This window comes from Rhodococcus sp. IEGM 1366, from assembly GCF_033142425.1.
GTDB classification, from domain to species: domain Bacteria; phylum Actinomycetota; class Actinomycetes; order Mycobacteriales; family Mycobacteriaceae; genus Rhodococcus_F; species Rhodococcus_F globerula.
Genome location: NZ_JAWLRZ010000019.1, coordinates 1 through 14,757, shown reverse-complemented (window position 1 = coordinate 14,757; position 14,757 = coordinate 1). Strand labels below are relative to the sequence as shown.

Sequence of the window (14,757 nt, the reverse complement as noted above, 5' to 3'; positions counted from 1 at the left end):
TCCGCCGTCACTGAATGTTCACGTCGACACTGGCCGGAAGGTCGATGCGCATAAGCGCGTCAACCGTCTTCGGCGTCGGGTCGAGAATGTCGATCAGCCGCTTGTGAGTACGCATCTCGAAGTGCTCGCGCGAGTCCTTGTACTTGTGCGGCGAGCGGATGACGCAATATACGTTCTTCTCGGTCGGCAACGGCACAGGTCCAACGACGCGGGCACCCGTACGGGTTACCGTCTCGACGATCTTGCGCGCTGACGCGTCGATCGCCTCGTGGTCGTAGGCCTTGAGCCTGATGCGGATCTTTTGTCCCGCCACGCTTAGTGTCCTTTTCTTGCCGCGTTTCGTAGCCCACCTGGTCAGGCTCGAGCTACCTCGTCTGCACAGTCCTTGCCTGGACGATGACACGACGAACACTTAAGCGATCGGGACGCATCCAGATCCGCTGCCGCTGTTCGTTTGTCATTGTTCTCCGGTACACGCGGTCGGGCGTGTCGCTCTCTCACTCATCCTGCGCCGATGATCTTTCGACCATCTGGCGCTTGATGTGTACCGGACGTGTTCGAAGTCGAACACAAAGTAGGTACTGCTTCCGTCTTGCTTTACATCTCGTCTTACTTGGCCACGATCATCGGTGGGTTACCCCAACACGCTGTTCGTGACGTCTTCACCCTTGACTGCTCTTGGCCGCAAGCGACCCAGTCCCAGACAAGGCAACCCGACTAGTATGCCGTAGGCGTCCGAATTACTCAACTCCGGGTGCTCACGTTCTGATCGTGATGTGGGCGACAACGATCTTACTCCCAAGTAAGATCGCGTCATGACTTCGACCTCGAGTACGACGACTCCCACCTATCGCGCCTGGCAGAAGCTTCCGAACAACCCATTCGGTCAGGCAGTTTTCTCACTTGCCATGTCGGTTCGCGTTCCCTACTTCGCGTCCATTCTCCCCCGCGTCACAACCCTGGAACCAGGCCTGTGCGAGGTGCGCGCCCCGAAGTGGTGGGGCGTACACAACCATCTCGGCACTTTCCACGCGATAGCGGCCTGCAACCTCGCCGAAGTCGCGATGGGAATGTTGTGCGAAGCTACCGTCCCCGGCACCCACCGATGGATCCCGAAATCGATGAACGTCGAGTACCTGGCCAAGGCCGAGACCGGCCTGCGCGCCGTGGCACAGCTTTCACCCATGCCGGATTTCAGCGCTATCTCCACCGGCACCGAATTGGTCGTGCCGATCACGATCGTCGATCGCGCCGGCCAGGAAGTCGTCCGCGCCGAAATCACCACCTGGGTGACAAAGAAGTAACAACTAGTACGAATACATTTGGGCAACAGGACGATTCACGAACATCGACGTCGTCCACGACACCGAGAAGTGGCCTTCGCAGGAACGAATGTCCAGGGTTTCGAGTCGCCGGATTGGTGGAACACCTTCCCGAACGGCGATGATCGGTCGGGGTACCGGTGGCCGGCGCCAGCTGAACGCGTCGGTCACGGGTAGGCGTCGCCTCCGACAGCGCAGCAGCAGGAGGCACCGTGGCAGACTTCCAGCACTCGACCGGCACCGACGCGCACGGGGAGATCGCGCAGACCCACGACCGTAATCCCGGCGACGACCTGGAGAAATTCCGGCGCCAACTCGACGCCATCGACGCCACCCTGCTCGAGACCGTGCGTGAACGACTCCTGTTATGCCTGCAGATCGGCGAGTGGAAGCGGACCAGTCACGTTCCGATGATGCAGCCGTCTCGCGTACATGTCGTGCAGGAACGCGCGCGTCAATTCGCCCGCCAGCACAACCTGTCACCTGAGTTCTTCAGCTCCCTTTACGAGCTCCTGATCGCAGAAACATGCCGTCTCGAGGACCTGGTGATCGACGGGCCGGAAGCAAACGTGGAAAATGTGCGGGAATCAGTCGGCCCGAGATCAGGATTAACGAGATGAGTTCCCGCACGCTCCTCGTGGACAATTACGACTCGTTCACGTACAACCTTTTCACCCTCTTGACCAAGGTCAACGGCGTGGTGCCCACTGTGGTGACCAACGACGCCGAGTGGGAATCCCTCGATCTCGCCGAGTTCGACAACGTGGTGATCTCCCCCGGGCCGGGTCGACCGGATCGGGAACGGGATTTCGGGATCAGCCGCAGGTTCATCGACGAAGGTCCGCTCCCCCTACTCGGTGTGTGCCTCGGACATCAAGGACTGTGTCAGCTGTTCGGCGCAGATGTCGTACTCGCGCCGGCACCCATGCACGGGCGGATTTCTCTTGTCGACCACGACGGGTCCGGAGTATTTGCCGGCCTGCCCTCTCCGTTCCGTGCAGTCCGCTACCACTCACTGGCCGTCGAGAATCTTCCCGACGAGTTCGTTCGGACGGCATGGACGCCGGATGGCGTGATCATGGGAGTGCGGCATCGGACGAAGCCGATGTGGGGAGTTCAGTTCCATCCCGAGTCGATCAGCACCGAATTCGGAGTGGAACTGCTCACGAACTTCCGCGATCTGTCGGTCGGCCGAACTCTCGAGTCCGTGATGCGCCCGGATCCGACTCCCCGGGCACCAAGTTTGCGGCCGGCGTCGTCGTACCAGGTCGACAAGGTGCGGCTCGATTTTGCCGTGGATCCGTCCGCCACATACGCCGCTCTCTTTGCCGACGGACCAAACCCGTACTGGCTCGATCGAGCAGCCACGTCGGAACCCGATGCGCGGTTCACGATCATGGGCGACTCTTCCGGTCCGTTGGCGGAGTTCATCACCTATGACGTAGACGCCGGAGTTCTCACCGTGACGCGAAAGGGGCTGCCTGACGAGCACATTCACGTCCCGTTCTTCGACTATCTCGACGGACAACTCGCGACGCGCTACATTCCCGCAGATCCGGAACTGGACTTCAACCTCGGATATGTCGGCTACCTCGGATACGAATTGAAGGCGCAGACCGGTGGTCACCGTGCACACTCGTCCGAGGCGCCCGACGCGGCAATGGTTTTCGCGGATCGCGCGATTGTCATCGATCACACTGCCGGCAAAACCCATGTCTTGCGACTACGTGAAACCCCGGTACGTGAAACACAGCAGGCAGACGATTGTGACGATTGGCTCGCGCATGCCGTCAACGTCCTTGCCGCAGTCGGCGCCGCTGACGAGGAGCGAATTCCGGTTCCCCTGATCAGCGAAACCGTATGGGCACAAGCACGTTTACGTCACGACCGGGCTCGGTACCTGTCGTTGATCGAGGACGCGCTCGAACAGATCCGCGTCGGTGAATCGTACGAGGTGTGCCTGACCAATATGGCCGCTGTCGACGGGGCAATCGACTCCCTGCGCACATTCGAGTATCTGCGCGCAATCAACCCCACTCCCTACAGCGCACTGCTCGATTTCACCGGAATTGCGGTCATCTCAGCGTCTCCGGAACGATTCCTACGAGTCGATTCCAACGGCAAGGTGGAGAGCAAACCGATCAAAGGCACTCGCCCCCGTGGCGTCACTCGGGCGCGGGACGCGGCACTGCGGCAAGACCTCCTCGACAGTGAGAAGGACCGAGCAGAGAATCTGATGATCGTTGATCTCACCCGAAACGACCTGGCGAAAGTCTGCGTCCCGGGAAGCGTCCACGTGCCACGTTTGTTCGGGATCGAATCGTATTCATCCGTTCACCAGATGGTCTCGACGGTGCGCGGAATGTTGCGCGGCGACTCGTCAGCGGTCGACTGCGTTCGAGCGGCGTTTCCCGGCGGATCGATGACGGGCGCACCCAAAGTGCGCACGATGGAAATCATCGACCGACTCGAATCAGGTCCTCGCGGAGTGTATTCCGGCTCGATCGGGTACTTTGCGCTCGGCGGCGCTGCCGATCTGTCGATCGTTATCCGCTCCCTGGTTTCGACGTCTTCCGGAGTGAGCTTCGGTATCGGCGGCGCTATCACCGCGCTGTCGGACGCGGAGGAGGAATTCGACGAGACAACCGTCAAGGCGTCGACGATGCTCCGCGCACTCGATGTAGCTCCGAGCCACCAGAAGGGCATAGGAAGGTAGCCCACGATGCCGGCGCAGGGTGATGTGATCGTAGTGGGTGGCGCCGGCGCGGTGGGATCCATGTTCGTCGATCTCCTGCGCGACGACGGCAGATCCGTGACGGTTCTGGACCGGACGCGCGGCAGCGATCTCGTCGGCGACATCTCCTGCCCCGACGGACCGGTACGGGGCGCACTCGCGCAGGCGGAACTGATTGTCCTGGCCGTAGCCGAGCAAACCGCACTCGCAGCATTGCCGACACTGACGCGTGCCGCACGCGCCGACACGCTGATCGTCGACACCTTGTCGGTCAAATCCCGCATTGCCGTTGCGGTCGAGGAATCCGGTCGCGCCGGTGAATTCCTCGGACTCAACCCGATGTTCCGGCCTTCCCTCGGCCCGCGTGGTCGTGCTGTCATCGCGGTTCCCTACGTCGACGGCCCCCGGTGTCGCGAATTCCTCGACGAGGTCAGATCATGGGGTGCGTCGACGCCTGTCATGGATCCGGACCGTCATGATCGGCTGGCCGCTGCCACCCAGGCCCTGACCCATGCTTCGGTGTTGGCTTTCGGTCTGGCGTTGACGGAACTCGACGTGGCACCGGAGCTCGCCCTCGATGTCGGACCGCCGCCCCATCGAACACTCTCCGCATTGCTTGCCCGAATCGTCACGGGCGAGCCCGAGGTGTACTGGGATGTTCAATCGGGCAATCCCTATGCCGCGACTGCGCGCAAAGCGTTGACTGCTGCGGCTGCCCGGTTGGAGGCGGCAACAGGAAATTTCGACGACTTTTCGGATCTCGTAGCGTCGGCGGCCGGTGCGCTGGGTAATCAGACGGAGGAAATGAACGAGGTCGCCGCGACGCTCTTCGAGGACCTCGGCTCCCACGAAGCCGATCGCAACCGAGAGTAGGAGGGACCAATGCACAATCGAGTGGCACCACCTGCGCTTCCCGGCTTCGACGCCGAGGATCCCGTCGAGAGCGCAATCGTGCGCCGACTTGCCGAGAACTGGCCTCGTCGCGCCGCCGTCAAGAAGCCCGAACCTGATCTGGACGATCTCTTCGACCACACAAAACTCGACTATCCGGACTCGTTGCTGCCGTTTGCCCAGCACCCTGTGTACATGGCACTCGCGCCGCAGCAGCAAGAACGGCTCCGCGCGTGGGCCTGGATTGCTTTCAACAAGAACGTCATGGATATCGAGCGGTCCGTGGTGAATCCCGGGTTCGAGCTACTCGCGACCGACTCGTTCGATGTCGGATTCGCCGATTCCGCCGTTGTTGCTGTCAATCAGGCCATGGTCGACGAGCAGTACCACACGCTGATGCATCTGAACGCGAGTTCCTCGACCCGTCGCGGACGGGGATGGTCGCTGCCGACGAAGTCTCTCCCGGACGTTCTGACTGTGCGTGCTCGCGCGCAAGCACTGTCGGAATGCTCCGATGAGCGTTCCCGCGCAGTGGTCGCACTGGCATATATGACCGTCGCCGAGATCTCGATCAGCTCGTACCTGGACGTGATCATCGACGGTGAGGACATCCAGCCGGTCAATCGTGCGACGGTCCGACTTCACAATCGCGACGAACTTTGTCACGCGTCGATCGCCGACGCTCTGGCCGTGTCGGTGTTCGACACTCTCGACTCGGATGAGCGTCGACGGTTCGTCGACGGCGCGGCTGACGCGATGGCAGCATTTGCCGGCAATGATTTCGGCGCGTGGCGGGCGATCATGGATACCGAGGGCATCGCCGGCGGTCACCGGATGATCGACGACGTCGAGCACTCTCCCGAATCCGGCTTACTCGTGCAGGACTTCAGTGGGATCAAAAAGTTGTACGACGCGCTCGGTGTCGACCGCCCTCTACCGTAGGGATCAGCTTCCTTCAGGCCTCGACCGGCATCTGACGGGCGGCGGGTCTGAAGAACAGTCGCTTCACGGACATTGCGTCGGTGTTCTTGTCGTACATGCGATATGCGGGCCACAGAACTGTGTGAAGTATCGAACTACGGAAAATCATGAAGCGAAGTCGACGGTTCATTGCGCCGTGGTGTTTCAGTGTTGCGATAGACGCTTTGTTGTAGGACAGAAACTCGATCGGACCGGTTTCTCCGCGGCGCCCGGACACTTCTGCTCGCATGGCAAGGTTCTGGACTATTTTCATGCCATTTCCGAGAAGGCAGTACGACAGATCGACGTCTTCGTGGAAATCCTTGCGATCACTGACCGATCCCTGCACGGACAGCCAAGCAGATTTTCTGATCGCCATATTCGACCCGGTCAGGGAAGGCGCATCTTTGAGGCCACCGAGATTTCCGAGATTGTCCTGCTTTGCAACTGCGTTGCGCTGCGCGCTTGCAAACGGCGATTCGTAGAACAACGAGAATCCGGTGACGGCATCGAATTCCCGATCCGTGAATAGATCATGTATTTCGCGAGCCCAGCCAGGTAGTACCCGGGTATCGGCATCTACTCTGCCGATCAATTCTCCCTGCACTGAATTGAATCCCAGATTTCGGGCAAAAACAACACCTTGCCGAGTTTCCACTAAATAGCGAATCTTCGGCGACCGCCGTTCGAATTCTTTGATTATCTCAGCTGTTCCGTCGGTCGAGTTGTTGTCCACAACCACTATCTCGGAAATATCGTCGCCTTGTTCCAACAAGGATTCCAGGCATTCCGAAAGATATTCTTTTTCGTTGTACACCGGAACAACAACCGACAACTGGACGCCCATGGACGGCACGCTATCACCACGCGCGATATTCGACCGATGCGGTCTGGTATCGGACACGGAGCAACCGAGTGTGCGATGGCACACAAATTAGTCCTGGCCAAACTGCGTGCTTGCTTGCCTTATCCAGGCAAAGCGACCGAATCACCCCGTCTGAGGCCAAAGTTGCACGTGTCACCTCCGGTAACATGCTCAGTGCGTTCGGAGATAGACAACCAAGGTTCCCGCAATCCGTGTGGGTCATCCGCGGCTGCGCCCTCCGGCCTCACCACAAGCCGGATCGGCACAACCAGGCCACCCAAAGGTAGCCCCACCACATCCATGTAGACAGCGGAGAATTGATGCCCTTTCCCACGGACGCGGCTGTAGTCGTGGAGGACGTTCACAAGTCCTTCAAAGATGTCCACGCTCTGCGCGGTATCAGCTTCCAGGCCCCCAAAGGATCGGTTCTCGGCATTCTCGGACCCAACGGTGCAGGCAAGACCACCACGGTCAAGGTGCTGTCGACGCTGATTCGTCCCGACAGCGGACGCGCGATGATCGCCGGATACGACGCGGTACGAAATGCCCCCGAAGTTCGTCGTTCGATCATGATGACGGGGCAGTTCGCGGCACTCGACAATGCACTGACCGGCCGCGAGAACATCGAACTGTTTGCACAGTTGATGGGCTTGGATCGTGCGTCGGCGAAGCAGCGGGCCGCTGACCTCCTGGAAGAGTTCGACCTGGTCGAGGCCGGCGCTCGCACAGTGGCCAACTACTCGGGCGGTATGCGTCGTCGCATCGACATCGCCTGCGGGCTCGTCGTTCGTCCCGAGGTCGTGTTCCTCGACGAACCGACCACCGGATTGGATCCACGCAGCCGTCAGAGCGTGTGGAATCTCGTTCAAACGCTGAAGGAACAAGGCATCACGGTTCTGCTGACTACGCAGTACCTCGAGGAAGCCGACCTTCTCAGCGACAACATCATCGTGATCGACAAGGGCTCGGTCATCGCCGAGGGAACCGCAGATCAGCTCAAGGCCCGTACGGGAGCGAGCTTCTGCGAGATCGTTCCACTGTCCGCCGAGTTACTCGGCCCCGCAGCCAACGCTCTGGGCAACCTACTTCCGCCGGACTTCCGTTTCGATATCGCCAAGGACAACGGAAAGATCGCAATCCCGGCACCGCGTGGTTCCGCGACGCTTGCCGAGGCCTTGCGCCGCCTCGATCACGCGAGAATTCCGCTTGCCGACATCGCGCTGCGGCGCCCGTCACTCGACGATGTTTTCCTCTCGTTGACCGGACGCCCTCAGGCTGCCGAACCCGGCAAGGCCGGTGAGCCTGCATGACCACTACGACCAAGTACCAAACCCCTAACCTGACGCTGCAGAAGACCGGTCGCCGTGAGATCTCGGTTCCGGCTGCCACGCGAGTGGGACGTCACCGTCGCCCGAATCCGTCGGCGCTCATGCAGTGGTGGGTTCTCACGGGTCGCACGTTGCGGGCGATGGTTCGACGCTACGAGCTGGTTATCGCCGTCATCGCTCCGCTGATATTCACTGTGGGTTTCTACCTGCCGTTGAAGTTCGTGATGCAGCTCCAAGGCATCGACTACGCGCAGTTCCTGATGCCGATCATCGTGTTGCAGGCGATGGCCTTCACGTCGATTTCGGCCGCGCAGATGTCGGCAAAAGAGAAGATCACCGGATTCAGTTCGCGCATGCAGACCATGCCGGTGTACGGACCGGTCCCCTTGCTGTCCCGGATGAGCAGCGGATTCGTCCGTTCCGTGGTGTCGTTGACGGCCGCACTCGTCTACGGACATGCGATCGGTTTTCGATTCACCGAAGGGTTTGGCCAGGCAGCGCTCTTCTGCGGCTTGGCTTTGGTGTTCAGCACATGCTTGTCACTGGGCGCCGACGCTATCGGCTCACTCTCGAAGAGCCCGCAGGCAACCAGCCAGGCCCTTACCCTTCCCCAGCTGATCCTGGGCATGCTCTCGTGTGGGTTCGCTCCTGAGACGGGCTTTCCCGAGTGGATCCGCCCCTTCGTGCGCAATCAGCCAGTCTCACAATTCTCCTTCGCGATGCGCGATCTCGCGCACGGCGGCGTCACGTCGCACACGATGTTCCCGGTTGTGATGTGGTCGTTGGGACTGCTGGTCGTCTGCGCTCCCCTTGCCTACTGGGCAAGTACAAGGCGGGCATGATGACAAGTACCGACAGGAGCAAACTCGACCAGAGCGAGCCACGACGCGGTCGCACGCTGAACTTCCCGGAACCCAACGCCGCGTTGCCGGAAAACTCCGCGAAGGCTCTGTGGACTCACAGCCTGATTCAAGCTCGGCGGCTGCTCGTCAGTTGGGCGCGTGATCCATCCACCGCGATCCAAGCCCTGTTGTACCCGGCCTTGACGCTCATCATGTTCCGCGTTGTCCTCGGAAATTCGATCAGCGCGGCAACCGGTCAGCCGAGTATCTACGGAACTGTTCCGCTGATCATTCTGGTCGGCGCGATGTTCGGTTCCATTGCGAGTGCTGTCGGGCTACGGACCGAGAAGACCAGCGGACTACTCAGCCGCTTCTGGACGCTGCCGGCCCACCGTGCGTCGGGGTTGGTCGGGCGCATGATCGCCGAGGCCATCCGTGTCCTTGTGACGACGATCGTGATCATCGGAGTCGGTTTCATCGCCGGTTTCCGATTCAACCAAGGCCCAGTTGCCGCGATCGGAATGCTTCTTCTGCCGATTGTCTTCGGTATCGGATTTGCCGTGATGGTGACGGCTCTCGCTACGGTGTCCGACAATCTTCCACTCGTCGAGATCGTCTCCATCGTTTGCACACTGCTGATGTTCTTCAACAGTGGTTTTGTCCCCACAATGGCGTATCCCGTCTGGTTGCAACCGGTGATCGCGGCACAACCGATGTCGGTAGCAGTGGAAGCGATGCGCGGAATGTCGCTTGGTGGGCCAGTTCTCGAACCTGTGCTCAAAACATTTGCCTGGTCCTTCGGAATGATCGCAATATTCATATATCCGGCAATTCAGGGATACCGTCGGGCTGCATCGGACTAACGCCTGAATGAAAATCGATCTACCGAGTCGGGGGCGTCCCGTAACGTATCCGACGGTCGGGTCGACATATCCAATCGGGAAGCAAAGACCGCCGCTTTTCCGAGAACCGTTTCAACCGAGAGGTAAGAAGTCTTGACGCGAAACACGAAACCAGCCTGGCGTCGCGCCACACATGTCGGAGTTCTGGCAATCGCCTGCTCATTGTTCACCGCCGGTATTGCACAAGCCGCTCCCGACAACTCGGGCAATTCCGCATCCGACGTGGCCGCGAACGGTTCGTACGTCAAGTCCGTGCAGAAGATCAATGATCGGCAACTCGTCGTCAATGTCTACGCTGCGTCGATGGACAAGATGGTGCCCATTCAGGTCATCACCCCGGCCGATAATTCCGAACCACGGCCCATTCTCTATCTCTTGAACGGTGCAGGCGGCGGCGAAGACTCCGCGACCTGGCAGCGTCAGACAGACGTCGTCGACTTCTTCAGCGACAAGAACGTCAATGTCGCGACGCCGGTGGGCGGACGCCTCTCCTACTACACCGATTGGGAGCAGGACGACCCGAAGGCCGGGCGCAACAAGTGGTCGACCTTCCTCGGCGAGGAACTGCCTCCACTCCTGAACAAGGAACTGGGCAGCAACGGGGAGCAGGCATTGTCCGCCATCTCGATGTCCGGTACGTCTGTTCTGAACCTCGCTATCGAGCATCCCGGACTGTACAACTCGGTTGCCGCGTACAGTGGCTGCGCTCAGACCAGTGACCCGCTCGGCCAGCAGTTCGTCAGGATCACCACTGAATGGATCGGTGGAGTCGACGACGTCACCAACATGTGGGGTCCGCTCGACGGTCAGGGCTGGCGCGATCACGATCCGCTGGTCAACGCCGAAAAGCTCCGCGGAACTCCGATCTACATGAGCACCGGCAACGGTCTTCCCGGCTTCCCGAACGACACGAGCCTCAACCCTCGCATGAATGACGGACGCGCAAACCTGGAGAACCAGATCATCGTCGGCGGCGTCATCGAAGCTGCTACCAACCTGTGCACCTCCAACATGGCCAAGCGCCTGTACGAGCTGAACATTCCCGCCGTGGTCGACTTCCGCCCGACGGGCACCCACTCGTGGGGTTACTGGCAGGACGATCTCCACAAGTCGTGGCCGTTCATCGCCGGTTCGCTCGGAATCTGATTTGCCTCTGATTCACCTCGAAGGCCACCTGCTCGCGACACTCCCGTTGTGGAGTGTCCGAGCAGGTGGCCTTAGTCGTCAGATGCGGTTCCGCTTACCTGACCTGACAAAATCTCCTGATCATCCCCAGCAACACTTTCGAAGGCATCTCTTGTGAACACAGGCATTTCCCGACGTGGTTTCCTCGGCGCCGCAACGGCACTCGGAGTAGCCGGTGCCACTGCAGTTGGCGCTGCCGTACAACCTGCAGCTGCCACGCCGATTCGTTCGGCGTCTCGACACAGTCAATTGCCGGCTCCGAGCACAATTGACGCGACCGACCCTGCACTGCTCAGCGCTACCGAAGCCGCGAGTCTGCTCCAGGAAGGCATCCTTCATCCACGCGAGCTACTCGACGCGTGCTTGACACGCAGTCACGAGTACGACGGTGGAATCGGTTCATGGATCCGGATCTATCCGGAGGTCGCGTACGCTGCCGCCGAGAAGGCAGCGCAACGACTCTCGACCGCAGGGCAGACGAGCGACGGTGAAGCGCCACCACTGGTCTGTGGGTTGCCGATCGCTCTGAAAGATATGTTTGCGGTATCGGGATTACCGGTCACAGCCTCGAGTCGCGTCCTCGAAGGGAACATCGCCGCGGGTGACTCGACCGTATGGCGCCGCCTGAGTGACGCGGGCATGGTGTTGATGGGTCACGCGCACTGCGACGAGTTCGCCATCGGTGTGGCGACGGCACAAGTGGGCAACCCCTGGAATGCCGAGTACTCACCGGGTGGGTCGTCGGGCGGCAGTGCTGCAGTCCTGGCCGCCCGCTTCAGTCCGCTGGCAACTGGAACCGACACTGGCGGATCGCTCCGCTTGCCGGCAAGCGCAACGGGAATCACCTCTGTCAAACCGACTTTCGGACGTTGCAGCACGTACGGAACGATCCCCCTCAACTGGACGCGTGACCATACCGGCCCTATGGCCCGAAGTGCGGCCGATGCGTCCTTGCTGCTCAGTTACATGGCCGGCGTCGACGTCAACGATCCAACTACGTCTGCCGGTCCCCCGGTTCCGGCTGACGGGTACCCCTTGGCAGCTCAGGGTGGACAGTCACCGCTCGCCGGCCGCCGATTCGGCATCCCCCGTAAAGGTGTCGACAAATTGCCGGCGTCGTTGGGCACACTGTTCGCCGAGTTCACGGACACTGTTGTGGCACTGGGAGGCACGCTTGTCGACGTGACGATGCCGACCTATCCGACAGGACTACTGACCGGAGATATGGCCGAGGCCGGCCATTATCACCAGCAGTTCTCCGACCGGATCGGCCTGTACAAGCCGGAGCGAGCACTCTTCGTCGGGCAGGCCCTTGCATCGATGGCTGTTCCAGTCGCCGACTACATGACGTTGGCGCACAACAGGCTTCGCTACCAACACGACTACAACCGCATGCTCTCCGAGCAGAATCTCGACGCCATTCTCGTACCAGGCGCCAGTGTGGACGGCAGTAAGCGTTCTGAGGTCGCGGGCATCGCACTGTTCGACGGAGTCACCGCCGACGTCGCCTGGGCCAACTACACAGGCGCTCCGGTTGTCACGACGCCGGCCGGAAGGTCGAAGGAGACCGGACTTCCGTTCGGAGTCCAACTCGGTGGTCGTATGTGGGACGAAGCCGGTCTCATTCAGATTGCGTTGGAACTCCAAGCTGCCCAGCCTTTTTGGCAGGAAGCGCCACCTCTGACCCAAAATGCCAGGCAGATACCGACGTCGGTTATTGCCCAACCTGGCCCGGGACCTGACCCGACAAACACGCAGAACGTCGGCTTCTCGTTCAGATTTGTGCCGACGTCCTCTTAACGCTCCGTTCAGCTCCTGAAGAACGCCGCCAATCGTGGACCGATCAGCTCGAGCTGATCGGTTTCCATCATCGAGTGATGCGAACTCTCGACCGTTGTCTCAGTCAAAGTTCCATTGACATAGGGCTTCCAGGCCTCGGCAAGTTCGATTGTCGAACCGACTCCCACGGTGGCGCTGAGAAGTACAGCGTCACCGTCGAAGACGCGCGGTACGTACCCGTCGATTATCGAGGCAGCTGAGATCGCAAAATCGTACAGAGATCCGAGTTGCTCGTCGGAGAGGAACGACAGGGAATCGAGCGATCGGCCGAGCGCGAGAATCTCGTCCCGGCCCAACGCACCGAGATCCAGGGTGTCCCCGACGTCGACCCCCCATCCCGCGGCCAGTTCGGAGACGTTGTCCCGGGCCTGATTTTCCCCGACTTCGGTAGTGCCGCGAGGATCGATCATTGCCAGCTTCACGTCGAACCCCTTCGAGCGCAATAGAACTGCACACGCGTGTCCGATGAACCCGCCGAGCGAGTAGCCGACGATGTGGAACGGGCCGCTCGGATTCACACTCAGCATCTCGCGAACGTAGCGTTCGGCCAATGCGTCGACCGACGTGGGCAGAGACCACGGTTCCGCCATCACCGGTGCCTGCAGACCGTAGAGCGGCGTCTGCGCGTCGAGGTGAGGTACCAGGCCGGAGGCCTTCCATGCCAGCCCGCTCATCGGGTGGATGAAGAATACCGGTACGGACGATCCAGCTTCCCGGATCGGCAATAGAACATCGAGTGCCTGATTCGACGACGCCGCGCTGCCACAAAGCGTGTCTTCGATTCGAGCGGAGAGGGATTCAACTGTCGATGCACCGAACAGCGTGCGCACGGGGACGTCGGCACCAACAGATGCACTCAGTTCGGACGCCAACTTCATCGCGATGAGGGAGTTACCACCCAACTCGAAGAAATCATCATCCAACCCCACCCGATCAACACCCAACACACCCACAAACGCCGACGCCACCACCAACTCCACCGACGACACCGGAGCCCGAAACACCCGAGCCTCGAACACCGGCTCCGGCAACAACGCCCGATCCAACTTCCCCGACGAATTCAACGGAAACGCATCCAACACCACCACAGCAGCCGGAACCATATAACCCGGAACCCGCTCCCCCACAAACCCCCGCAACACCGACACATCCACAACCGACCCCACCGCCGGCACCACATACCCCACCAACTGATCACCCATCACCGACCCACGCACCACCACCGCAGCCGACAACACCGACCCATGCGACACCAACGCCGCCTCGATCTCCCCCAACTCGATCCGCTGACCACGAAACTTCACCTGAAAATCAGTACGACCGATGTACTCCAGATCCCCCTCAGACGACCACCTCACAAGGTCACCCGTCCGATACATCCGCTCCCCACCCACACCGAACGGCGACGCCACAAACCGATCCGCACTCAAATCCGGACGACCCACATAACCCCGAGCCAACTGCACACCCGACAAATACAACTCACCCGCTACACCCACAGCAACCGGCCGAAGGCGCGAATCCAACACAAACACCCGGCAATTCCACTCCGGCACACCAATCGAGACCACCGACCCCGACCCAGCACCCGTCACATCCGCAAACGTAAACGACACCGCAGCCTCAGTCGGACCATACAAATTATGCAACCGCGCCGACGACACCAACCCGAACTCACGCACCGCCTCCACCGGCAACGCCTCACCAATGACCAACACATCACGCAACGAACCCAACAACCCCGGATCCACCAACGACGAAAACGTCGACAACATCGTCGGCACAAAATCCGTCACCGACACACCCTGCTCGTCAATCACCGACGCCAAATACCCCGGATCCCGATGACCATCAGCCGACGCCAACACCAACACCGCACCCACCCGCAA

13 protein-coding genes are annotated in these 14,757 nt (G+C 60.5%); 10 read left to right on the top strand and 3 right to left on the bottom strand.

The window, feature by feature from the left end:
- Nucleotides 1–7: 7 nt before the first annotated feature.
- The gene (rpsJ, locus tag R4P64_RS32225) at nt 8–313 is read right to left on the bottom strand and encodes a 30S ribosomal protein S10 (RefSeq protein ID WP_003938093.1); all 306 of its coding nucleotides are present in this window, start codon (nt 311–313) and stop codon (nt 8–10) included.
- 502 nt (nt 314–815) lie between these two features.
- Here rpsJ and R4P64_RS32220 point away from each other — a divergent pair.
- The 5 genes from R4P64_RS32220 to R4P64_RS32200 all read left to right on the top strand — a co-directional run bounded on the left by R4P64_RS32220 (nt 816) and on the right by R4P64_RS32200 (nt 5,889).
- On the top strand, nt 816–1,304 hold the full coding sequence (locus tag R4P64_RS32220; RefSeq protein ID WP_033231382.1) for a hotdog fold domain-containing protein: 489 nt from the start codon (nt 816–818) through the stop codon (nt 1,302–1,304).
- A gap of 230 nt (nt 1,305–1,534) precedes the next feature.
- On the top strand, nt 1,535–1,942 hold the full coding sequence (locus tag R4P64_RS32215) for a chorismate mutase family protein (RefSeq protein WP_084703048.1): 408 nt from the start codon (nt 1,535–1,537) through the stop codon (nt 1,940–1,942).
- Nucleotides 1,939–4,038 (top strand): aminodeoxychorismate synthase component I, encoded by a 2,100-nt coding sequence (pabB, locus tag R4P64_RS32210; RefSeq protein WP_317824252.1) that lies wholly within the window; start codon nt 1,939–1,941, stop codon nt 4,036–4,038. Before R4P64_RS32215 ends, pabB begins: the two co-directional genes overlap by 4 nt.
- Before the next feature lie 6 nt (nt 4,039–4,044).
- Nucleotides 4,045–4,929, top strand: coding sequence for a prephenate dehydrogenase dimerization domain-containing protein (locus R4P64_RS32205; RefSeq protein ID WP_317545063.1), 885 nt, complete (start codon nt 4,045–4,047; stop codon nt 4,927–4,929).
- A gap of 9 nt (nt 4,930–4,938) precedes the next feature.
- Nucleotides 4,939–5,889 carry a diiron oxygenase gene (locus R4P64_RS32200; protein ID WP_317545064.1) on the top strand — a complete coding sequence of 317 codons (951 nt, stop codon included), beginning with the start codon at nt 4,939–4,941 and terminating at the stop codon, nt 5,887–5,889.
- A 13-nt stretch (nt 5,890–5,902) separates the two neighbouring features.
- Here R4P64_RS32200 and R4P64_RS32195 read toward each other — a convergent pair whose 3' ends face one another.
- Nucleotides 5,903–6,754: a glycosyltransferase family 2 protein gene (locus R4P64_RS32195; RefSeq protein ID WP_317545065.1), complete on the bottom strand. Its 852-nt coding sequence runs from the start codon at nt 6,752–6,754 to the stop codon at nt 5,903–5,905.
- 338 nt (nt 6,755–7,092) lie between these two features.
- Between R4P64_RS32195 and R4P64_RS32190 the strand changes: the two genes are divergently transcribed.
- From R4P64_RS32190 to R4P64_RS32170, 5 genes are all read left to right on the top strand, one after another.
- Nucleotides 7,093–8,082, top strand: a complete 990-nt coding sequence (locus tag R4P64_RS32190; protein ID WP_092801687.1) for an ATP-binding cassette domain-containing protein — start codon at nt 7,093–7,095, stop codon at nt 8,080–8,082.
- The gene (locus R4P64_RS32185; protein WP_033231388.1) at nt 8,079–8,942 is read left to right on the top strand and encodes an ABC transporter permease; all 864 of its coding nucleotides are present in this window, start codon (nt 8,079–8,081) and stop codon (nt 8,940–8,942) included. The genes R4P64_RS32190 and R4P64_RS32185 overlap by 4 nt, the downstream gene beginning before the upstream one ends.
- The gene (locus tag R4P64_RS32180) at nt 8,942–9,805 is read left to right on the top strand and encodes an ABC transporter permease (RefSeq protein WP_033231548.1); all 864 of its coding nucleotides are present in this window, start codon (nt 8,942–8,944) and stop codon (nt 9,803–9,805) included. The genes R4P64_RS32185 and R4P64_RS32180 overlap by 1 nt, the downstream gene beginning before the upstream one ends.
- A gap of 132 nt (nt 9,806–9,937) precedes the next feature.
- Nucleotides 9,938–10,990 carry an alpha/beta hydrolase gene (locus R4P64_RS32175; RefSeq protein WP_045070840.1) on the top strand — a complete coding sequence of 351 codons (1,053 nt, stop codon included), beginning with the start codon at nt 9,938–9,940 and terminating at the stop codon, nt 10,988–10,990.
- Between the two features lie 153 nt (nt 10,991–11,143).
- Entirely contained in the window at nt 11,144–12,829 is a 1,686-nt protein-coding gene (locus R4P64_RS32170) for an amidase (RefSeq protein ID WP_317545067.1), read from the top strand.
- Between the two features lie 8 nt (nt 12,830–12,837).
- Here the strand turns inward: R4P64_RS32170 and R4P64_RS32165 are convergent.
- A partial coding sequence (locus R4P64_RS32165) for an AMP-binding protein (RefSeq protein ID WP_317824251.1) occupies nt 12,838–14,757 on the bottom strand: 1,920 nt, incomplete at its 5' end.

Coding starts and splice junctions, on each gene's coding strand:
- R4P64_RS32200 (WP_317545064.1), top strand. CDS start 4,939: ATGCACAATCGAGTGGCACCACCTGCGCTTCCCGGCTTCGACGCCGAG.
- pabB (WP_317824252.1), top strand. CDS start 1,939: ATGAGTTCCCGCACGCTCCTCGTGGACAATTACGACTCGTTCACGTAC.
- R4P64_RS32195 (WP_317545065.1), bottom strand. CDS start 6,754: ATGGGCGTCCAGTTGTCGGTTGTTGTTCCGGTGTACAACGAAAAAGAA.
- R4P64_RS32190 (WP_092801687.1), top strand. CDS start 7,093: ATGCCCTTTCCCACGGACGCGGCTGTAGTCGTGGAGGACGTTCACAAG.
- R4P64_RS32180 (WP_033231548.1), top strand. CDS start 8,942: ATGACAAGTACCGACAGGAGCAAACTCGACCAGAGCGAGCCACGACGC.
- R4P64_RS32185 (WP_033231388.1), top strand. CDS start 8,079: ATGACCACTACGACCAAGTACCAAACCCCTAACCTGACGCTGCAGAAG.
- R4P64_RS32220 (WP_033231382.1), top strand. CDS start 816: ATGACTTCGACCTCGAGTACGACGACTCCCACCTATCGCGCCTGGCAG.
- R4P64_RS32205 (WP_317545063.1), top strand. CDS start 4,045: ATGCCGGCGCAGGGTGATGTGATCGTAGTGGGTGGCGCCGGCGCGGTG.